The organism is Pseudomonas sp. FP1762 (genome assembly GCF_030687105.1).
Taxonomy (GTDB): domain Bacteria; phylum Pseudomonadota; class Gammaproteobacteria; order Pseudomonadales; family Pseudomonadaceae; genus Aquipseudomonas; species Aquipseudomonas siliginis.
In genome coordinates, this window is record NZ_CP117458.1 from 1,872,149 (window position 1) to 1,891,920 (window position 19,772).

23 protein-coding genes are annotated in these 19,772 nt (G+C 59.8%); 16 read left to right on the plus strand and 7 right to left on the minus strand.

Annotated elements, in window-relative coordinates:
- Positions 1 to 44: 44 nt before the first annotated feature.
- The 4 genes from folE to PSH90_RS08295 all read right to left on the minus strand — a co-directional run bounded on the left by folE (position 45) and on the right by PSH90_RS08295 (position 2,342).
- Positions 45 to 590: a GTP cyclohydrolase I FolE gene (gene folE / locus PSH90_RS08280; RefSeq protein WP_011062625.1), complete on the minus strand. Its 546-nt coding sequence runs from the start codon at positions 588 to 590 to the stop codon at positions 45 to 47.
- A 77-nt stretch (positions 591 to 667) separates the two neighbouring features.
- A complete protein-coding gene (locus tag PSH90_RS08285) occupies positions 668 to 1,225 on the minus strand; it encodes a Smr/MutS family protein (RefSeq protein WP_016773770.1) in 558 nt (185 codons plus the stop codon).
- A gap of 74 nt (positions 1,226 to 1,299) precedes the next feature.
- Positions 1,300 to 1,620: a hypothetical protein gene (locus PSH90_RS08290; RefSeq protein WP_056784040.1), complete on the minus strand. Its 321-nt coding sequence runs from the start codon at positions 1,618 to 1,620 to the stop codon at positions 1,300 to 1,302.
- Positions 1,621 to 1,751: 131 nt separating this feature from the next.
- The gene (locus PSH90_RS08295; protein ID WP_056784043.1) at positions 1,752 to 2,342 is read right to left on the minus strand and encodes a cysteine hydrolase family protein; all 591 of its coding nucleotides are present in this window, start codon (positions 2,340 to 2,342) and stop codon (positions 1,752 to 1,754) included.
- A gap of 239 nt (positions 2,343 to 2,581) precedes the next feature.
- Between PSH90_RS08295 and prmB the strand changes: the two genes are divergently transcribed.
- Positions 2,582 to 3,490, plus strand: a complete 909-nt coding sequence (gene prmB / locus PSH90_RS08300) for a 50S ribosomal protein L3 N(5)-glutamine methyltransferase (protein WP_056784046.1) — start codon at positions 2,582 to 2,584, stop codon at positions 3,488 to 3,490.
- 134 nt (positions 3,491 to 3,624) lie between these two features.
- Here the strand turns inward: prmB and PSH90_RS08305 are convergent, their stop codons facing one another.
- Both PSH90_RS08305 and PSH90_RS08310 read right to left on the minus strand, forming a co-directional pair.
- Positions 3,625 to 4,416 carry a hypothetical protein gene (locus PSH90_RS08305; RefSeq protein ID WP_056784049.1) on the minus strand — a complete coding sequence of 264 codons (792 nt, stop codon included), beginning with the start codon at positions 4,414 to 4,416 and terminating at the stop codon, positions 3,625 to 3,627.
- A 99-nt stretch (positions 4,417 to 4,515) separates the two neighbouring features.
- Positions 4,516 to 5,469: an alpha/beta hydrolase gene (locus tag PSH90_RS08310; RefSeq protein ID WP_056786766.1), complete on the minus strand. Its 954-nt coding sequence runs from the start codon at positions 5,467 to 5,469 to the stop codon at positions 4,516 to 4,518.
- Between the two features lie 130 nt (positions 5,470 to 5,599).
- On the opposite strand from PSH90_RS08310, the gene aroC reads away from it, so the two are divergent.
- The 5 genes from aroC (at position 5,600) to mtnC (ending at position 9,820) form a co-directional block, all read left to right on the plus strand.
- A complete protein-coding gene (aroC, locus tag PSH90_RS08315; protein WP_056784052.1) occupies positions 5,600 to 6,691 on the plus strand; it encodes a chorismate synthase in 1,092 nt (363 codons plus the stop codon).
- A gap of 34 nt (positions 6,692 to 6,725) precedes the next feature.
- Entirely contained in the window at positions 6,726 to 7,871 is a 1,146-nt protein-coding gene (locus tag PSH90_RS08320) for an MFS transporter (protein WP_024012224.1), read from the plus strand.
- Entirely contained in the window at positions 7,868 to 8,494 is a 627-nt protein-coding gene (locus PSH90_RS08325; protein WP_024012225.1) for a methylthioribulose 1-phosphate dehydratase, read from the plus strand. The genes PSH90_RS08320 and PSH90_RS08325 overlap by 4 nt, the downstream gene beginning before the upstream one ends.
- Positions 8,495 to 8,586: 92 nt before the next feature.
- On the plus strand, positions 8,587 to 9,132 hold the full coding sequence (locus PSH90_RS08330; protein ID WP_038861971.1) for an acireductone dioxygenase: 546 nt from the start codon (positions 8,587 to 8,589) through the stop codon (positions 9,130 to 9,132).
- 4 nt (positions 9,133 to 9,136) lie between these two features.
- Positions 9,137 to 9,820, plus strand: a complete 684-nt coding sequence (mtnC, locus tag PSH90_RS08335; RefSeq protein WP_056784055.1) for an acireductone synthase — start codon at positions 9,137 to 9,139, stop codon at positions 9,818 to 9,820.
- Positions 9,821 to 9,995: 175 nt separating this feature from the next.
- Here mtnC and PSH90_RS08340 read toward each other — a convergent pair whose 3' ends face one another.
- Positions 9,996 to 10,274 (minus strand): DUF3509 domain-containing protein, encoded by a 279-nt coding sequence (locus PSH90_RS08340; RefSeq protein WP_016773780.1) that lies wholly within the window; start codon positions 10,272 to 10,274, stop codon positions 9,996 to 9,998.
- A gap of 385 nt (positions 10,275 to 10,659) precedes the next feature.
- Here PSH90_RS08340 and PSH90_RS08345 point away from each other — a divergent pair, with 385 nt between their 5' ends.
- From PSH90_RS08345 to PSH90_RS08390, 10 genes are all read left to right on the plus strand, one after another.
- The gene (locus PSH90_RS08345) at positions 10,660 to 12,498 is read left to right on the plus strand and encodes a long-chain-acyl-CoA synthetase (protein ID WP_305382506.1); all 1,839 of its coding nucleotides are present in this window, start codon (positions 10,660 to 10,662) and stop codon (positions 12,496 to 12,498) included.
- A 95-nt stretch (positions 12,499 to 12,593) separates the two neighbouring features.
- Entirely contained in the window at positions 12,594 to 13,112 is a 519-nt protein-coding gene (locus PSH90_RS08350; RefSeq protein WP_076566820.1) for an ankyrin repeat domain-containing protein, read from the plus strand.
- Between the two features lie 80 nt (positions 13,113 to 13,192).
- A complete protein-coding gene (locus PSH90_RS08355) occupies positions 13,193 to 13,723 on the plus strand; it encodes a hypothetical protein (protein WP_076566822.1) in 531 nt (176 codons plus the stop codon).
- A 71-nt stretch (positions 13,724 to 13,794) separates the two neighbouring features.
- Positions 13,795 to 13,986, plus strand: coding sequence for a PLDc N-terminal domain-containing protein (locus tag PSH90_RS08360; protein ID WP_016773784.1), 192 nt, complete (start codon positions 13,795 to 13,797; stop codon positions 13,984 to 13,986).
- 240 nt (positions 13,987 to 14,226) lie between these two features.
- On the plus strand, positions 14,227 to 15,102 hold the full coding sequence (speE, locus tag PSH90_RS08365) for a polyamine aminopropyltransferase (RefSeq protein WP_016773785.1): 876 nt from the start codon (positions 14,227 to 14,229) through the stop codon (positions 15,100 to 15,102).
- Positions 15,103 to 15,289: 187 nt separating this feature from the next.
- Positions 15,290 to 15,523 (plus strand): hypothetical protein, encoded by a 234-nt coding sequence (locus PSH90_RS08370; RefSeq protein WP_076566825.1) that lies wholly within the window; start codon positions 15,290 to 15,292, stop codon positions 15,521 to 15,523.
- Positions 15,524 to 15,732: 209 nt separating this feature from the next.
- On the plus strand, positions 15,733 to 16,080 hold the full coding sequence (locus PSH90_RS08375; protein ID WP_003223226.1) for a ribonuclease E inhibitor RraB: 348 nt from the start codon (positions 15,733 to 15,735) through the stop codon (positions 16,078 to 16,080).
- Between the two features lie 477 nt (positions 16,081 to 16,557).
- Positions 16,558 to 17,967 (plus strand): circularly permuted type 2 ATP-grasp protein, encoded by a 1,410-nt coding sequence (locus PSH90_RS08380; RefSeq protein ID WP_056784066.1) that lies wholly within the window; start codon positions 16,558 to 16,560, stop codon positions 17,965 to 17,967.
- 12 nt (positions 17,968 to 17,979) lie between these two features.
- The gene (locus tag PSH90_RS08385; RefSeq protein WP_016773788.1) at positions 17,980 to 18,930 is read left to right on the plus strand and encodes an alpha-E domain-containing protein; all 951 of its coding nucleotides are present in this window, start codon (positions 17,980 to 17,982) and stop codon (positions 18,928 to 18,930) included.
- A complete protein-coding gene (locus tag PSH90_RS08390; protein ID WP_305382508.1) occupies positions 18,927 to 19,730 on the plus strand; it encodes a transglutaminase family protein in 804 nt (267 codons plus the stop codon). Before PSH90_RS08385 ends, PSH90_RS08390 begins: the two co-directional genes overlap by 4 nt.
- Positions 19,731 to 19,772: the final 42 nt, after the last annotated feature.

The window sequence follows — 19,772 nt, forward strand, 5'->3', positions numbered from 1 at the left end:
CGAAAAAAAACCGGCGATCAACGCCGGTTCTTTTCTGTTGCGAATTACTTGATGAGGCTGAGGAATTCGCTACGGGTTGCCGCGTTTTCACGGAATTCACCGAGCATCACCGAAGTGATCATCGACGAATTCTGCTTTTCGACGCCGCGCATCATCATGCACATGTGCTTGGCTTCGATCACCACGGCCACGCCCAGTGCGCCGGTGACTTGCTGCACCGCATCGGCGATCTGGCGGCTGAGGTTTTCCTGAATCTGCAGACGACGGGCGTACATATCGACGATCCGCGCGACCTTCGACAGGCCCAGCACTTTGCCGCTCGGGATATAGGCGACATGCGCCTTGCCGATGAACGGCAGCAAGTGGTGTTCGCACAACGAATACAGCTCGATGTCCTTGACCAGCACCATTTCGCTGTTGTCGGAGCTGAACAGGGCACCGTTGGTGACCTCTTCGAGCGTCTGTGCATAACCGCGGCAGAGGTACTGCATGGCTTTGGCGGCACGCTTTGGCGTGTCGAGCAGGCCCTCGCGGGACACGTCCTCGCCCAGTTGGCCGAGAATCGCGGTGTAATTCTGTTCCAGGGACATGAAACTACCTGTGGGGATTTTCGCAAAGGGCAAGGGTACGGTGGCGGACACAACCCTGCAAGTTCGGTGTGATGGCTTTATTCGTCGCGGCCTTCCATCATCGTCCGTTTCAGCATCACATAAACCGCGCCGGCGCCGCCGTGACGGGCCTGGCAGGAGCAAAAGCCGAGGACTTGGGCGTGCTGGCGCAGCCAGGTGTTGACATGGCTTTTGATCATTGGCCGCTTGCCATCGAGGCGCACGGCCTTGCCGTGAGTCACGCGCACGCAGCGGATTTCGAATTTGGTCGCCTCAGCGAGAAACGCCCAAAGGGTTTCGCGGGCCTTCTCGACACTCATGCCGTGCAGGTCGAGGCTGCCTTCGAACGGGATCTGCCCGACCTTGAGCTTGCGCATCTGGCTTTCCTGCACGCCGTCGCGGGACCACATCAGTTCGTCTTCCGGGCCGACGTCGATCACGAACTGGTCGGACAAGCCATCAATGATAGTGGTGTCGCTGCGCACGGTGGCGGACTGACGCAGCTTGGCGATCTGCGCGCGGTCAGCCTTGGGTTTGCCGGTGTCGGCGCGGTCGTGCTTGATCGGCTTGACGCCCTGGATCGCACTTTTGAACAGAGAAAAATCGTCGTCTTGCATGTCAGCCTCCGCGAAGGGCGGCCAGTTTACCCAAGTCGACAGAAAACGGCCCGGCAAAAAGCCAGGCCGTTGGGTCAGTCGTGTTTTTTCATCAGATGCGGGGCCATGTTCAGTTCCCGCGATTGCCGTGCGCGACGGCGGCAGCGGCGCCACAGGGCAACGCCGAAATACAGAAACAGCAAGCCGATGGCGAGCATGATTGCCGAGCCCAGCGGTGACGCGTTCAGGTCACCCAGCGCCGGCGGACGGCCGAGCAGGCTGGCTGCCCCAGCCATCGCCAGCAGCACGCCGAACGTCGCCAGAATGGCCGAGATCGCCGCGCCAAATCGAAAACGCCAGTTGCTTTGGCCTTTGGGCCGCAAACGGCGTGCGTCAAATCCATCGGATAACTTCATTCCGACCTTCCTCAATGGTATCGGCCCTTCGACCGGGAGTTGACCGGGTTGTTCCTGAGGCTATGGCATTTGCGGCAAATCAGCGGATATAGCGGATGAGCGGCGCCAACGCACCGCTCGCGAGGGCAGGATCAGATCAGGTCCTGAGTCTTGGCCAGCGTGGCGAAGTTGTCGGCCATGATCGCCATTTCCGCTTCCTGCACGCGTTCGGCGCTGAGTACGCCGCTCTTGAACGGCAGATCGCGTGTCGCGCAGGCGTCTTCGACCAGGGTGCAGCGGAAACCGAGATTCTTCGCCGCGCGCACGGTGGTGCTGACGCTGGAGTGACTCATGAAACCGCAAACGATCAGGTCCAGCGAGCCGAGGTTCTGCAGGCGCTCGAGCAGTTCGGTGCCATGGAACGCGCTCGGCAGCAGTTTGCCGATAATGGTTTCATCACCCTGTGGTTCCAGACCAGGGATGAACTCGCCACGTTCGCCCTGCGGGTCGAACAGGCCACCCACGGTGCCGAGATGACGCACGTGCACGATCGGCCGACCGGCGGCACGGGCTGCGGCAACCACTTGTTTGATGTTCGCGACGGCCGCGTCCATGCCGCTCAGGGCCAGCGGGCCACTGAGGTATTCCTTCTGGGCATCGATGATGACCACGGTGGCATGGCTCAGGGTGGCCGCTGCGTAACCGCGGCCGCTGAGTTGAAACATCGTTTTTGGAACGGACATTCTGGGGCTCCTCGGGGTGGGGCTTTTGCGACATTGTCCTCTGGCTGAGCGGTTCTGTGAATCGCTACCATCGTAGGCGCCGTCGTTCTTGGCCTGCAGCCTTGTCAAGTTACACGTTCCGTTCAATGCCTGATGCAAAAAAAAGAAATCTCCTACCGTTGCCACGCGGTTTTTCCTGCGTCGTCGTCGCGCGTTTTGGCTGCTAGAATCGCCAGTCGTTTTTTCTGGAGTTCTACGCCGTGATCACTTCCCGACTTCGTACCCTGCGCGACCACATCCGTTGGGCCGTCAGCCGCTTCCATGGGGAGGATCTGTTTTTCGGTCATGGCACCGACAACGCCTGGGACGAGGCGCGTCAGCTGGTGCTGGGCGCTTTGCACCTGCCTTGGGAAATCGCCGACAGCTATCTTGATTGCGCGCTGGAAGACGACGAACTGGTCAATCTGCAGCGCCTGCTCAAGCGCCGCATCGAAGATCGCGTTCCGACCGCCTATCTGCTCGGCGAGGCGTGGTTCTGCGGCATGTCGTTCATCGTCGACCAGCGCGTGTTGATCCCGCGTTCGCCGATTGGTGAACTGATCGAAAACCGCTTTGCGCCATGGATCGGCAACGAACCGGCGCGGATTCTCGACCTGTGCACGGGTTCCGGCTGCATCGGCATTGCCTGTGCTTACGAGTTTCAGAATGCCGAGGTAGTGCTCGCGGACCTGTCGTTCGAAGCGCTGGAAGTGGCCAACCAGAACATCGAGCGCCATGGCGTCGATGAGCGCGTCTATACCGTGCAGGGTGATGGCTTCGATGGCTTGCCGGGTCAGCGTTTCGACCTGATCGTGTCGAACCCGCCCTACGTCGATGCGGAAGATTTCGCCGACATGCCGGACGAATATCAGCACGAGCCGGAACTCGGTCTGGCCTGCGGTGATGATGGTCTGAATCTGGTCCGGCGCATGCTCGCCGAAGCGGCGGATCACCTGACCGAGAAGGGTTTGCTGATTGTCGAGGTGGGCAACAGCCAAGTGCACGTCGAGGCGTTGTACCCGGAAGTCGATTTCGCCTGGCTGGAGTTCCAGCGTGGTGGGCATGGTGTGTTCATGCTGACAGCGGAGCAGTGCCGCGCGCATCAGGCCCTGTTCGCGTCCCGCGTCTAAGGTTGTGACAGATCGTTCCCACGCTCCGCGTGGGAATGCATCAATGGACGCTCTGCGTCCGCTTTTGGGATGCGGAGCGTCCCGGGCTGCATTCCCACGCAGAGCATGGGAACGATCAGTACGCGCTCAAGCCCTCAGCGGTGCGTAGCAATCCAGATCAACAACCCCGCCTGAAACACCGCAAATGCCACCAGACACGTAATGGTGAAACGCAGCCCGGCGTCTTCACGCTTGAACTTGCTGACTTTTTCTTCCTGCTTCTTCAGTTTCACTTCCTGCTCGGCCAGGTTCTGTTCGGCCTGCTGCAGCATCTGCGCGGCTTCAAGAATTTCGACGATCTGCAGCTTTTCGCTGTTCCAGTCACCGAGCAGATCACCGACCTGCACGGCCTTGATGCTGCCTTTCAAATGCTGGGCGTCGGCGTAAGCCACATCGAAACCGTGCACGCGCAGGAAATGGTCGCGACGCAAGCGAGTGTCTTCGTTGAGCGCGTCCTTGTTGTTCAGGTCCATGCCGTCGACGGTGTAGCCGGGCCAGCGCTTTTTCGCCCAATTGATGCCTTGCGCAGCCATGAAGCGGCCGATACCGCGATTCAGCGGTTCAATCTGCAAGCCGCTATCGGGACCGAAGCTCACCCGTTTGCTCGCGTGGTCTACCCACACATCAAGATGATTCTGCTCTTTGCGCACGCGCTGGTTGGGCAGCTTGATCGCCATGCGCATCAGGCTGCGCTCTTTGCTGTTGCGCTCGGCGTAACCGAATTCGACAAAGCGCAACGGCCGGCCGCCGGTATTGCGGTCGGTCTGCAGCGGCGCCAGGCGGAGCATCTTGTGGTGCTCGGCCTGAACGTCCGCCCACGGCAGTTCGACCGCTGGCGATGCGTCTTTTTCAGCGCTGGTGTCGGGTGAAGTCTGGGTTTCAGTCATAACGGCGAGATCCTGTCCAAGCCCTGCTTGCCGCCAGACGTTGCGCTGGCGACAAAGGCTTATCGGCCGTTTTCTGTGAGGCTGGAGGGTAAAACGCAGTTAACTTGCACGAATTCCGTCAATAAATTCGATGACGGCGGCGCCCAGTTCGGCGGCCAGGGGCAAATTCGGGTCCTTGTAGGAGGCCAATTGCCGCTTCATGTCGTTGTGGACGATGCGCAGCACGTGATTCATACCGTCGATCACCGTCAGTTGCGCTTCCGGTTTCGCCGCCTTGAGCAGCTTCGCGTCCTCGGTGCCGACCTGAATGTCGTTGCTGCCCTGGACAATCAGCGCCGGCATTTTCAACTGGGCAAAGGCCTGCGCCGGGTCCTGACGGAACAGCGAAATCAGGTACGGCTGCACGCTCGGGCGAAAGATCACCTGCAACGGCTGCGGCACGTTGTCATCGGTATGGCCGGCCTTGAGGCTGTCGAGCAGTTCGTTGCTGCGCAGCATCAGTGGCGGCGGCAGGCTGCGCGCCAACTGTTCGCGGATTACCTGATCGACCGGGCGCGCGCTGCCGGACAGCGAGATCACCGCCGCTGCGTCCAGCTTCGGCGCGGCGAGGCTGGCAATCAGCGCGCCTTCGCTGTGGCCGAGCAGAATCAGTTTGCCGAAACGCGGATCGGCCTTGAGCTTCTGCCCCCACGCCACGGCGTCCGCCGCATAGCCTTCTACAGACAAATCACGTTCATCGGGAGCGGCCGCCAGGCTTGCCGCAACGCCACGCTTGTCGTAGCGCACGCTGGCGATGTTGTGTTTGGCCAGCACCCAGGCCAAGCGCTTGAGGCTGTCATTGCGTCCGCCGTCGGGGTTATTTCCGTCGCGATCTGTAGGACCCGAGCCAGAAATCATCAGAACAATCGGCACCGGGCTGTCGGACTTGGGCAGTAACAGCGAACCGAAAAGTTCGCCGCTGCCGGTGTCCAGAGTGACCGGGCGCTGTAGGACTGTCGCTTGGGCAAAGCCGGTAAAGAGGGTAAGACTCAAGATCAGAACTCGCAGCATCATCACGCCATCATTGGTCAAGGTGCCGGTTGGACTCGCCAGCACCACTAAGGTTCGAGGATGAACTACTCGGTTAGCCTGCGTATACTGGCGCGCATCAAGAATTCGGGTTTGATTTCACGGAGCGTCCTGCATGTCCGGCAATACCTACGGCAAGTTGTTCACTGTCACCACCGCTGGCGAAAGCCATGGTCCGGCGTTGGTCGCCATTGTCGACGGCTGCCCGCCGGGCCTGGAGATTTCCCTGGAAGATCTGCAGCGCGACCTCGATCGCCGCAAGCCTGGCACCAGCCGCCACACCACCCAGCGCCAGGAAGCCGATGAAGTCGAAATCCTCTCCGGCGTGTTCGAGGGTCGCACCACCGGTTGCTCGATCGGCCTGCTGATTCGCAATACCGACCAGAAGTCCAAGGACTACTCGGCGATCAAGGACCTGTTCCGCCCGGCTCACGCCGACTACACCTATCACCATAAATACGGCGAACGCGATTATCGCGGCGGTGGCCGCAGTTCCGCGCGGGAAACCGCCATGCGCGTGGCGGCCGGTGCGATCGCCAAGAAGTATCTGGCCAGTCAGGGCATCGTCATTCGCGGTTACATGAGCCAGCTCGGCCCGATCGAAATTCCGTTCAAGACCTGGGATTCGGTCGAAGAAAACGCCTTTTTCAGTCCTGACCCGGACAAGGTCCCGGAGCTGGAAGCGTACATGGACCAGTTGCGCCGCGATCAGGACTCGGTCGGAGCGAAGATCACCGTGGTCGCCGAAGGCGTGATGCCGGGCCTTGGCGAACCGATTTTCGACCGCCTCGACGCCGAACTGGCCCACGCGCTGATGAGCATCAACGCGGTCAAAGGCGTGGAGATCGGCGCCGGGTTCACCTGTGTCGCCCAGCGTGGTACCGAACACCGCGATGAACTGACGCCGGAGGGTTTCCTCAGCAACAACGCCGGCGGCATCCTCGGTGGCATCTCGTCCGGCCAGCCAATCGTTGCGCATCTGGCATTGAAACCGACCTCGAGCATCACCACCCCGGGGCATTCGATCGACGTGAATGGCAACCCGGTCGATGTGATCACCAAGGGGCGTCACGATCCTTGTGTCGGCATCCGCGCGACGCCGATCGCCGAAGCGATGATGGCCATCGTGCTGATGGATCACCTGCTGCGCCACCGTGGGCAGAACGCCGATGTGCGCGTGAGCACGCCGGTGCTGGGCCAGCTCTGATGGCCGCGCTCAAAGCCGTCGCGGCATAACCGGCGTGGCGGCGCTTCCTTACTGGCGGTTGTCCAGTTTCTATCTGTTCTATTTCGCCTTGCTCGGATCGACAGCGCCGTTTCTGGCGCTGTACTTCGATCACCTCGGCTTCAGCGCCGCACGCATCGGCGAGCTGGTGGCGATTCCGATGCTGATGCGCTGTGTAGCGCCGAACATCTGGGGCTGGCTCGGCGATTACACCGGCAGGCGTCTGGCCATCGTGCGCTTCGGTGCGGTGTGCACGTTGCTGACCTTTTCGCTGATTTTCGTCAGCCAGACCTACGCCTGGCTGGCGATGGTCATGGCCCTGCATGCGTTCTTCTGGCACGCGGTGCTGCCGCAGTTCGAAGTCATCACCCTCGCGCATCTGCAGGGGCAGACCTCGCGTTACAGCCAGATTCGCCTGTGGGGCTCGATCGGCTTCATCATCACTGTGGTGGTGCTGGGACGGCTGTTCGAATGGCTGAGTCTGGACATCTACCCAGCGGCGTTGGTGCTGATCATGGCCGGTATCGTTCTCAGCAGCCTGTGGGTGCCGAATGCACAGCCGGCGCAAGGCAATCGGCCGACGGGTGAGGGCTTCCTCAAGCAATTGCGTCATCCCGGCGTGCTGGCGTTTTATGCTTGCGTCGCGCTGATGCAGGTCAGCCACGGGCCGTATTACACCTTTCTGACTTTGCACCTTGAACGCCTCGGTTACAGCCGTGGCGTCATCGGTATGCTCTGGGCCGTGGGCGTGGTGGCGGAAGTGCTGATGTTCATGGCCATGAGCCGCATTCTGGCGCGCTTTTCCCTGCGCCGGGTGCTGCTGGCGAGCTTCCTTCTGGCGGCGTTGCGTTGGGTGCTGCTCGGTTCGTTTGCGGAGTTTCTCTGGGTGTTGTTGTTCGCCCAGGTGTTGCATGCAGCGACATTCGGCAGCTTTCATGCGGCTGCCATCGCTTTCGTGCAACGTAGTTTCGGCGCCCGCCAGCAAGGCCAGGGCCAGGCGCTGTATGCGGCACTGGCCGGCACCGGCGGGGCGCTCGGCGCGCTGTATTCCGGCTACAGCTGGAATGCCCTCGGCGCAACATTGACCTTTAGTATTGCCAGTCTCGCAGCGCTTGCCGCTGCCGTTATCATTGCCACATGTATGCAAGAGGACAGGCCATGAGCCTTAGTCGTGAACAGCTCGCCCAGCAGATCGTTGACGCCGGGCGTTTTCTATATGGCCGTGGCTGGTCGCCAGCTACCAGCAGCAACTATTCGACACGCCTGTCGCCGAGCGAAGCGCTGTTGACCGTATCGGGCAAGCACAAGGGCCAGTTGGGTGTGGATGACGTGCTCGCTACCGATCTGTCCGGCAATAGCCTGGAGCCGGGCAAGAAACCCTCCGCCGAAACCTTGCTGCACACCCAGCTCTACAGTTGGCGCGCGGAAATCGGCGCGGTGCTGCACACCCATTCGGTGAATGCCACGGTGCTGTCGCGCCTGACCCCGGAAGATTTCATCGAATTTGAAGACTACGAATTGCAGAAAGCCTTCAGCGGCATTTCCACCCACGAATCACGGGTGCGTGTGCCGATTTTCGACAACGATCAGGACATTGCGCGCCTCGCCGCCAAGGTGCAGCCTTGGCTCGACGCCCATCCCGATTGCGTCGGTTATCTGATCCGCGGCCATGGTCTCTATACCTGGGGCGCGCAGATGAGCGACGCGCTGCGGCAGATCGAGGCTTTTGAATTCCTGTTTGAATGCGAGTTGAAAACCCGCAGCGTCATGAACCGCCAAGGCTGAGTTCATCTGAAACAGCCCGTTTGCCTGATGCCATGCGGCGCCCGACCGGTCTTCAAGAGCCGGACGGCGCCGCCGCTACCGAGGAATTGCCCATGAGCAGCCTGTCCGTTTATCACGTTTCCAGCCCTGAGATTCCCAACAAGGTGCTGACCCATTTCGAAGACATCGCCTCGACGCTGGCCGAGCAGGGCGTGCGTTTCGACCGCTGGCAGGCCGCCGCGAAGATTCAGCCCGGCGCCAGTCAGGAAGAGGTCATCAGCGCTTATAAAGAGCAGATCGACAAACTGATGACCGAGCGCGGTTACATTACGGTCGATGTGATCAGCCTCAACAGTGATCATCCGCAAAAAGCCGAGCTGCGCGCCAAGTTCCTCGAAGAGCACCGCCATGGCGAAGACGAAGTGCGATTTTTCGTCGCCGGTCGTGGCTTGTTTACCCTGCATATCGACGATTACGTCTATGCCGTGCTTTGCGAGAAAAATGATCTGATCTCGGTTCCCGCCGGCACCAAGCACTGGTTCGACATGGGCGAGCATCCGCATTTCGTAGCGATTCGTCTGTTCAACAACCCGGAAGGCTGGGTTGCCAATTTCACCGGCGAAGACATCGCCGGTCGTTTCCCGCGTCTGGAGGACTGAAACCGTGTCGATCAAAGCCATCCTCACCGACATCGAAGGCACCACCAGCGCGGTGAGTTTCGTCTTCGACGTGCTGTTTCCCTACGCCGCCGAACATTTGCCCGACTTTGTGCGCCAGAACGCTTCGCGTGCTGATGTCGCCGAACAGCTCGACGCCGTGCGCCGAGACAGCAACGAGCCGCAGGCCGATGTCGAGCGGGTTGTTGAAATCCTCTTGAGCTGGATCGCTGAAGACCGCAAAGCCACGCCGCTCAAGGCGTTGCAAGGCATGGTCTGGGCGCAGGGCTATCAGGCCGGGCAGCTGAAAGGGCATGTTTATCCGGATGCTGTTGAAGCGCTGCAACGTTGGCATGCGGCCGGTTATCAACTGTTTGTTTACTCATCCGGCTCGATCCAGGCGCAGAAACTGATTTTCGGTTGCTCGGAGGCGGGGGATCTGACACCGCTGTTCAGCGGCTATTTCGACACCACATCAGGGCCGAAGCGTGAGGCGCAGTCCTACCGCAACATTCAACAGGCGGTGGGTGTTGAAGCCGATGAAATCCTGTTCCTCTCGGATATCGTCGAAGAGCTCGACGCTGCCCAGTCAGCCGGCATGAAAACCTGTGGCCTGGCGCGTGAAGGCGGTGAGTTGGCAGGACACGTGACGGTGGACAGCTTTACCGGGATCGAACCGGAAGCGTTCTGACCATTGCACACATCCCTGTAGGAGCTGTCGAGTGAAACGAGGCTGCAATCTTTCGATTTACGCATGAAATCAAGATCAAAAGATCGCAGCGTGCCGCAGCTCCTACAAAAATCATGCGCACATAAAAACAGGCCGTGAAGCGCATGCTCCACGGCCTGTTTTTGTTTAAAGCCAATTACAGCGAGTGATAGGTCGGCAGAGCAAAACGCTGCTGGCTCTGCAGCATCGCAATTTGCGGCAGCTCGCTGGCTTGTTCGGCCAGGTCGCGGCGGATCGCGCTGATCGCCCACGACAGTTGGTCACCGGCATGCAGTTGCTGATACGAGAGGGCGCGTTTGAAGACTTTGCCGTCGCTGCTACGCAGTGTGAGCAGGATGCCACCGTCAGGACGCGGGGCAGTGCTGACTTCGTAGTTGGAGAACAGCGATGTAAATTTTTCTTGAATCAGGCTCATGTCATCAGCTCCGTATGTACTTGAATGGCAAGCATGCGGAGGTAGTTGCAGCGTTTGTGCCAGCATTGCTTCGAATAAAATCCCTTTGAAATCAACAAGTTGAAGACATTGCATTTTGCAGGCGTCGTGCAATCTGCATGAATGGCCATCGTGCATCCTGCATTTTGCGTGATTTTTCTCCGTACAACGGAACCAAACGTCCGTACCAGAATCCGCTCTTCCCCGTAGGCGCGGCGGGATACAAATCATTGCAAAAACCGCGTGTACAGCCCCGCGAGCACTGACGTACTTTCTTTCTCGACCCACGATGTAAACGCGTCGGTCGCAGTCATTACCCGATAACAAGAACAGCGGTCTGCACGTCAAGATCGAACGGGGAGCTTTCATGCGTCACGCACCAAGCGACACGATTACCTGGGGCATGATGCTCCGCAAACTGCCGCTGATCGCCAAGGCCATCCCCCGGGTGGTCAAAGGCATGAAAGTGGCCAACGTTACGGATCCGACCCAAACGTGTGGCCTGGGCTGGACGTTCGAGCAGGCGACGCTGCGCAATCCCGATGGTGTGGCGTTATTGCAGGGCGACGTGGCGTTGACCTACACACAGGTCAACCAGTGGGCCAATCGCATTGCGCATTATCTGAGCGAGCAAGGTATCGGCAAAGGCGATGTGGTCGCGGTGTTCATCGAGAACCGTGCGGAATTACTGGTGACAATCCTGGCGCTGGCCAAGCTCGGCGCGGTCAGTGCGCTGCTCAACACCTCATTGATGCGCGACACGCTTGTTCACAGTATCAATCTGGTTGCGCCTGTGGCCATCGTGGTCGGCGAAGAACTGACCGCTGCCTATGCCGGCGTGCGTGATCAGGTAGCGATCGCAGCGCCCCGCACCTGGTTTGTCGCTGATCAGGACACATACAGCCACCCGGGCATCGCGCCCGAGGATTACGTCAATCTGATCAGCGCCAGTGCTGACGCCAGCAGCGATAACCCGCCGAGCAGCGCGCAAGTATTCTTCGACGATCCGTGTTTCTACATCTACACCTCCGGCACCACCGGTCTGCCCAAGGCCGGGGTTTTCAAGCACGGACGGTGGATGCGCAGTTCGGCGAGCTTCGGCATGATCGCCCTCGATATGCGCCCGGATGATGTCGTTTACTGCACCTTGCCGCTGTATCACGCCACAGGTCTGTGCGTGTGTTGGGGATCGGCGATCAACGGCGCCTCGGGTTTCGCCATCCGCCGCAAATTCAGCGCCAGCCAGTTCTGGAATGATGTGCGCCGCTATCGCGCGACCACCATCGGCTATGTTGGCGAATTGTGCCGCTACCTGGTCGAGCAACCGGTCAGCGTCGATGACAGCCGTCACGATGTGCGCAAGATGATCGGCAATGGCCTGCGTCCTGGTGCTTGGGCCGAGTTCAAATCACGTTTTGCGGTGGAGCATATCTGTGAGCTGTACGCGGCCAGCGACGGCAACATCGGTTTCACCAACATCCTCAATTTCGACAACACCGTCGGGTTTTCGCTGATGGCCTGGGAACTGGTCGCTTACGACCATGACAGTGGCGAGCCGTTGCGCGGCGATGATGGTTTCATGCGCAAGGTCGGCAAGGGCGAGCAGGGCCTGCTGCTGGCGCGGATCGACGACAAGGCACCGCTGGACGGTTACACCGACCCGCAGAAAACCGCCCGCGTCGTCCTCCACGATGTGTTCAACAAGGGCGATCGCTTTTTCAACACCGGCGACCTGCTGCGCAATATCGGTTTCGGCCATGCGCAATTTGTTGATCGCCTCGGCGATACCTATCGCTGGAAGGGTGAAAACGTGTCGACCACCGAAGTCGAAAACCTGTTGCTGCAACATCCATTGATCGCTGAAGCCGTGGCCTACGGTGTGGAAATCCCCAACACCAACGGGCGTGCGGGGATGGCCGCAATCACTCCCGCCGAATCGTTGGCGACGCTGGATTTCGCTGAATTGCTGAGTTTCGTCCGGCAACGTATGCCGGCTTATGCCGTGCCGTTGTTCTTGCGGGTGAAAGTGAAAATGGAAACCACCGGGACCTTCAAATACCAGAAGACTCGCCTGAAAACCGAAGGCTTTGACCCCGGGCTTACCGGCGATGACCCGATCTTCGCCTGGTTGCCCGGCAGCGAAACTTACGTGCATGTCAGTGAGCAAATCCTCGCTGAAATTCAACAGGGCAAACATCGATATTGAGTGTGGCTATCGGGGCGCTCGGAAAAAACCGAGTGACAGCCACCGTCGCGCTCGGGAAACTGTCGGCTTTCCGATAGACCGAAATGGAGTCCCACATGTCTGACCAAAGCCGCCAGATGACCCCTGAAGAAGCTGCCGAATTCACCGAGCAGGTTTTCAACAAGGCGCGCGACGGTGATGCCGAGATGCTTGATCGCCTGGTCACCGCCGGGCTGCCGGTGAACCTGAAAAACAGCAAGGGCGACACCCTGTTGATGCTCGCCAGCTACTACGGCCATGTTGATGCGGTGAAGGTTCTGCTTAAACACAAAGCCGATCCGGAAATGCGCAATGGCAACAGCCAGAGCCCGATTGCCGGCGCTGCGTTCAAGGGCGATCTGGCGGTGGTCAAGGCGCTGGTCGAGGCGGGCGCCGAGATTGAGGGTTCTTCCTTCGACGGCCGCACCGCTTTGATGATGGCGGCAATGTTCAACCGCGTTGAAATCGTCGACTACCTGATCGGCCAGGGTGCTGACCCGAAAGCCAAGGACGCCAACGGCGTGACCGCGCTGGATGCGGCGCGGACCATGGGCGCGGTCGATACCACCGCGCAGCTGGAAAAGTTGCTGGCGTAAAGTCCACGGACTGTGGCGAAGGGTAGAATGCGCTATCCTTCGCGCCCTGAAAATTCACCTCCGCCACAGGATCCGCCCTCATGAAAGCCGCACTCGTCGAACTCATCAGCAAAATCAGCTCCGGCTGCATGGGCGAGGACGAGATCCTGAAAGTGGCTGACGAAGCCGCTCAGGCCTACGCCGATGCCGGTGCCTTTCTGGCCGCCAACCAGGATATCAACTACGACGACACCTTCCCGATCCCGTTGGGCGAGTGGGTGGTGGTCGGCAGTCTGCCGGAAACTGTGCTGTTCCAGGCCGATACCTATGTCGATCTGTTCGCACAAATCGTTGCTTCGTTTGGCCCCGGCGTGGATTTCAACCTTAAGCCCAAACAACTGGCTAAGACCGAAGCACTGACCGCACTCAACCGCATCCAGGTGCAAATGAGCAGCCTGAACAAGGAAAACGGCGGTTACACGTTGATGAACTTCAGCCAGTTGCTCGACGATGAATTGCAAATGGTCCTGGTCTACGGCAACGACGTGCCCCGCGTGCTGGAGTTGTGCGCCGAGGCCGGCATCGCCGCCGCGCCAGCGCTGGAAGCCTTGAAGGTCGCCGTTCACGTCTGAACGCAATAAAAGGGAACCCTGCGCTCGACCGTCTATCCTAAAAGTGCATGCCACTATTCTGGAGCGACACCATGGGTTCCACGTTCAACGGTCTGATTGGCCTGATCATCCTTGCCCTCGACATCTGGGCCATCATCAACGTGCTGAAAAGCGGCGCCTCCACCGGAATGAAAATCGTCTGGGTGTTGCTGATCATCCTCCTGCCGGTGCTGGGCCTGATCATCTGGGCGATTGCCGGACCGCGGGGCAACGTCCGGATCTGAGCTGATTTTCGATCACACTGTCATCCCTGTGGGAGCGAGCCTGTTCGCGAAGACGTTGTGTCAGTCGCCATCAACGGCAACCGACGCTCCGCTTTCGCGAGCAGGCTCGCTCCCACATTGGTTTGCGGTGGTAAAAACAAGCTGAGGTTCGACCTGTCATCTTCGGCAACGTAGAATGCGCGCCTTTCCCGGGCAATCGTCCCCACGATGGCGCCCGCGCATTTATCGGAGCACTTGACCATGACCGTTACCAAGACCAGCGAGTACCTGGAAACCCTCTACGAAGGCTACGGCCAGCGTTTTCGCATGGAAAAACTGCTGCACGAAGTGCGCACCGAACACCAGCATCTGGTGATCTTCCAGAACCCGCGCATGGGCCGCGTCATGGCGCTGGACGGCGTGATCCAGACTACCGAAGCCGACGAATTCATCTACCACGAAATGCTCACCCACGTGCCGATCCTTGCCCACGGCACTGCCAAGCGCGTGCTGATCATCGGTGGCGGTGACGGCGGAATGTTGCGCGAAGTGACCAAGCACGCCGGCGTCGAGCACATCACCATGGTTGAAATCGACGGCACCGTGGTCGACATGTGCAAGGAATTCCTGCCGAACCATTCCGCCGGAGCCTACGACGATCCGCGCCTGAACCTGGTGATCGACGACGGCATGCGTTTCGTCGCCACCACCACTGAAAAATTCGACGTGATCATCTCCGACTCCACCGACCCGATCGGCCCGGGCGAAGTGCTGTTCTCGGAGAATTTCTACCAGGCGTGCCACCGCTGCCTGAACGAAGGCGGCATCCTGGTGACTCAGAACGGCACGCCGTTCATGCAAATCGACGAAGTCAAAACCACCGCCGGTCGCCTGCGCAGCCTGTTCCCGGACTGGCATTTCTATCAGGCCGCCGTGCCGACCTACATCGGCGGTTCGATGACCTTCGCCTGGGGCTCGACCAACCCGGCCTACCGCAAGCTCAGCCGTGAAACCCTGCAACAGCGCTTCATCGGCAGCGGCATCGTCACCCGTTACTACAACCCGGAAATCCACATCGGCGCGTTCGCCTTGCCGCAATACGTGCTGCAGGCGGTCAACAAGCCGAGCAACGACTGATCATGCTGAAGTCGCTCTGCAAGGGAGCTTTTGTGGTGAGGGGATAAATCCCCTCACCATAGAAGTCCGCCTTACCGATTGGATGGTTATTTTCACCGTTGTCGGCTGTAATCCTTTTGAACCAACTCTCGCGGGAAAAAGTCGAGATAGAGGTAAGCCCATTTACGGGTTGATCGAGGAGGCACTGATGCAAAAGTGGAAAGTCACTTTCGTGGATGATCACGGTGAAATTGTCGATGAAGTCTTCGAACGTGAGGAATGCCCGTCCGATGATGAAGCCGCACGGCTCGTCAAAGAGCGGCTTCTTCCGGTCGCCGCCCAGCTGGATCTCAACGATCTGGAAGGGCGCACCGCCGATGCCGGGGTGAAAAACCTCAAGACCCAGAACGGCATCGAAATCCTCAGCATCACCCCTGTCTGAACACTTCCTGTCATCTCGTAAACCAGGCCTTGGCAGCGGCGCTCTCTTGGGGCTACTCTGCAAGCGAGATCAGCGAATGGATCGCTAAGGTCTGGTCTTGTCAGCTACATGCTTGTTTCCCGCGCGCAACCACGTTGCCGTAGTACTTAGGCCAAAAGGCCCGGGGCGGGAATACGGAAAGTCTATCCATCAATCGAGGGGGACGATTCATGAGCACAGCCTATCAAGAAGACATCAGCAGCAACGTTCTGCGCCGCATGAAAGAAGGCGGTTTCGATTTTTCCCGGTTCCATCCCATCGAGTTCTACGCGATTTTCCCGGACGAGGAGCGGGCGCGCAGGGCAGCAGGCAAATTTCGCGGTGAATCCATCAATGCCCAGGTCAGTGCGCGCGACGACGGCGCCTGGTCGCTGGAATTGAGCAAAGTGATGTACGCAACCTATGACGACATCGGCGATTTCGAGCAAGGCTTTTCTGCCGTGGTCGAACCGCTGGGCGGCATTATCGAGGGTTGGGGCGTGAAGCAGGAGGTGCGCAATCGTTACCGGTTGAATTGATATTGCGCATTGTTTGTCGGACAACGGCTGACCTTCTGGGCGGCCGTTGTCGTTTCTGGCTTCTGCACATCGCAGTGGCAAAACCCTGAAACAAGAATCCAGGGCAAAAAAAAGCCACCGGAGAGGGTGGCTAAAAGGGAAGACGGGTATGCAATAAAGTCCTGTCGGGACGGGGCTGCCAAGGCAGTTCAGATCAGTTGAGCTGTCTACTTCGCGGCGGCTTGCCGGGGAAGTTTTGCAGCGAATGCGCGGATTATCCGCAGTCGTGGCCGGGCAGTGAAATCAACTCTGACTATGCTGGTGATAGGCGATGCAGTGCGTCGCAATGAAGCGGGAGCAATCGGGCCGGGGCATTTGCCGCACAGGAATGGTGCGCAGCGTTCGGCGTGGATCTACAACCGATTGAAATCAAAGCGTTTATGCCGATGGCACGGGCCTTGCGAAGGCCTGTATGTCCGGAGTGACAAGGAGTACGGCATGATCCGCACCTATTTTGACGAGATGTACGATGCCGGCGGCCTGGTCCGCCCGCATTACCGGGAATTTGCCCGCTGGCTGGCCGAGACGCCCGACGAGCTGCTCGCGCAGCGCCGCCGCGAGGCCGATCTGTTGTTTCACCGGGCCGGGATCACCTTCACGCTCTATGGCGACGAGCAGGGCACCGAGCGCCTGATTCCGTTCGATACCATTCCCCGTAGCATCCCCGCCAGTGAATGGCGGATTGTCGAGCGCGGCTGCATCCAGCGGGTCAAGGCGTTGAACATGTTTCTCGCCGACCTCTACCACGAGCAGCGCATCATCAAGGCCGGGATTATTCCCGCCGAACAGGTGCTGGCCAACGAGCAATACCAGTTGGCAATGCAGGGCCTGGATCTGCACCGCGACATCTACTCGCATATCTCCGGCGTCGATCTGGTACGCGATGGCGATGGCACTTATTACGTCCTCGAAGACAACCTGCGCACACCCAGCGGCGTCAGCTACATGCTCGAAGACCGCAAGATGATGATGCGTCTGTTCCCCGAACTGTTCTCCGCCCAGCGCATCGCCCCGATCGATCACTATCCCAATCTGCTGCTCGACACCCTGAAAAGCTCAAGCCCGATCGACAACCCGAGCGTGGTGGTGTTGACGCCGGGACGCTTCAACAGCGCGTTCTTCGAACATGCGTTTCTGGCGCGGGAGATGGGCGTTGAACTGGTGGAAGGCGCAGATCTGTTCGTGCGTGACGACAAGGTATTCATGCGCACCACCGATGGCCCGAAAGCGGTCGACGTGATCTATCGCCGCCTCGACGACGCGTTCCTTGATCCGCTGGCGTTCAACCCGGACTCGATGCTCGGCGTGCCGGGGCTGCTGTCGTCCTATCGTTCCGGCAATGTGGTGCTGGCCAATGCCATCGGCACCGGGGTCGCGGACGATAAATCGGTTTACCCGTTTGTCACCGACATGATCCGTTTTTACCTCGACGAAGAGCCGATCCTGAAAAACGTGCCGACCTGGCAATGCCGCAACCCGTCCGAGCTGTCCCACGTACTGGCCAATCTTGCGGATTTGGTCGTCAAGGAAACCCAGGGCTCCGGCGGTTACGGGATGCTGGTCGGACCGGCCGCGACGACGGCGGAAATCGATGCCTTTCGCGAGCGCATCAAAGCCAAACCCCATGCCTACATTGCGCAGCCGACGCTGTCGCTGTCGACCTGTCCGACCTTTGTCGAAAACGGCATCGCGCCGCGCCATATCGACTTGCGTCCGTTCGTGCTGTCCGGCCGCGAAACCCGTGTGGTGCCTGGCGGTTTGACCCGTGTCGCGTTGCGTGAAGGCTCCCTGGTGGTGAACTCCTCCCAGGGCGGCGGGACCAAGGACACCTGGGTAGTCGAGGATTGAAGGAAGCTTGCCATGTTAAGTAGAACTGCCTCGGATCTGTACTGGATGTCGCGTTACCTGGAGCGTGCGGAGAATCTCGCGCGCATGCTCGACATCAGTTATTCGCTGTCGCTGATGCCGCAGGACGGGCGCGGCGACGGTCTGCACGAACTCGCCATGCCGTTGCTGATCACCGGCACCTTGGACGATTACCTTGAACGCCACGGCGACCTGCACGCAGAGCGCCTGCTGCATTTCTTCGCACTGGATGCGGCCAACCCGGCCAGTATCTACAGCTGCCTTGGTGCAGCGCGGGCCAGTGCCCATGCCGTGCGCGGGCGAATCACTGCCGACATGTGGGAAAACATCAATGCGACCTGGCTGGAAATTCGTGGCATCGCCGAGCAGGGCCTGAGTCGTTATGGCATGAGCCGGTTTTGCGAATGGATCAAGGAACGTTCGCACCTGTTTCGTGGCGCCTCATACGGCACGATCATGCGCAACGACGCGTTTCGCTTTATTCGTCTGGGCACGTTTATCGAGCGCGCGGACAACACGCTGCGCCTGCTTGATGCCCGTTACGAAATGGCCGGCGATCAGGCCGAAGCAGTCAGCGACGGCACGGCGCACGCCTATTACCAATGGAGTGCGCTGCTGCGCGCCTTGTCCTCATTCGAGGCCTACACCGAAATCTACCGCGACGCGCCCGGCGCCCGGCATGTCGCCGAACTGCTGCTGTTACGCGCCGATGTGCCGCGTTCGCTGCGTGCCTGTACCGAAGAGATCGACCAGATCCTCGCGCAACTGCCAGGCGCCAACGGCCGACCGGCACAACGCCTGGCGGCGGAAATGGACGCGCGCCTGCGTTACACCGGCATCAACGAAATTCTCGAAGAAGGCCTGCACGCCTGGCTGACCGAATTCATCCCGCTGGTGCGCCAGTTGGGCAACGCCATTCACAGTTCCTACCTGGAGGCTGCATGAGACTTTCCATAAGCCACGAGACCACCTATCACTACGAAGATCAGGTGCGCGCGAGCATCCAGTACCTGCGCCTGACACCCCACGACAGCGAGCGTCAGCATGTCCTCAGTTGGCAACTCGACTTGCCGCGTCCGGTGCGTGCGCAGCTCGATCCGTTCGGCAACATCCTGCATGTGCTGACCATGGACGAGCCCCACGAAGCGATCATCATTGGCGCCCGGGGGCAGGTCGATATCGACGAATTGCGCGAGGCCGAACATGAGAGCCAGTCAGCGCTGCCGTTCCTGCGCTTCACGCGCCTGACCGAAGCCGACGAAGCCTTGCGCGAGTTTGCCGCGAAGAACTGCAAGCAGCGGCGAGACCGCACCGCGCTGATCGACTTGATGCACGGTCTGAATCAGCACATGAGCTACACGCCGGGCTCCACCGAAGTCGACACCAGCGCCGCCGAAGCTTTCGCCGGTCGGGCCGGGGTCTGTCAGGATCATGCCCACGCCTTTCTAGCCTGCGCGCGCAGTCTCGGCGTGCCGTCGCGTTACGTGTCGGGTTATCTGTACAGCGAAGATTGCGAGCATCTGGCCAGTCATGCCTGGGCAGAAGCGTGGCTGGATGACGCGTGGTACAGCTTCGACGTGACCAACCAACTGGCGCGCCCGGAGCGACACCTGAAGCTGGCGGTGGGCCTGGATTATCTCGATGCCTGCCCGGTCCGTGGCATGCGCCGGGGCGGTGGCTTCGAGCAGATGCATGCGAAGGTGTTCGTCTCGCCGACACCGGTTATTTCCGTGCAGCAACAATAGCTCGACGCACGCAAAGCCCTGTGGGAGCGAGCCTGCTCGCGA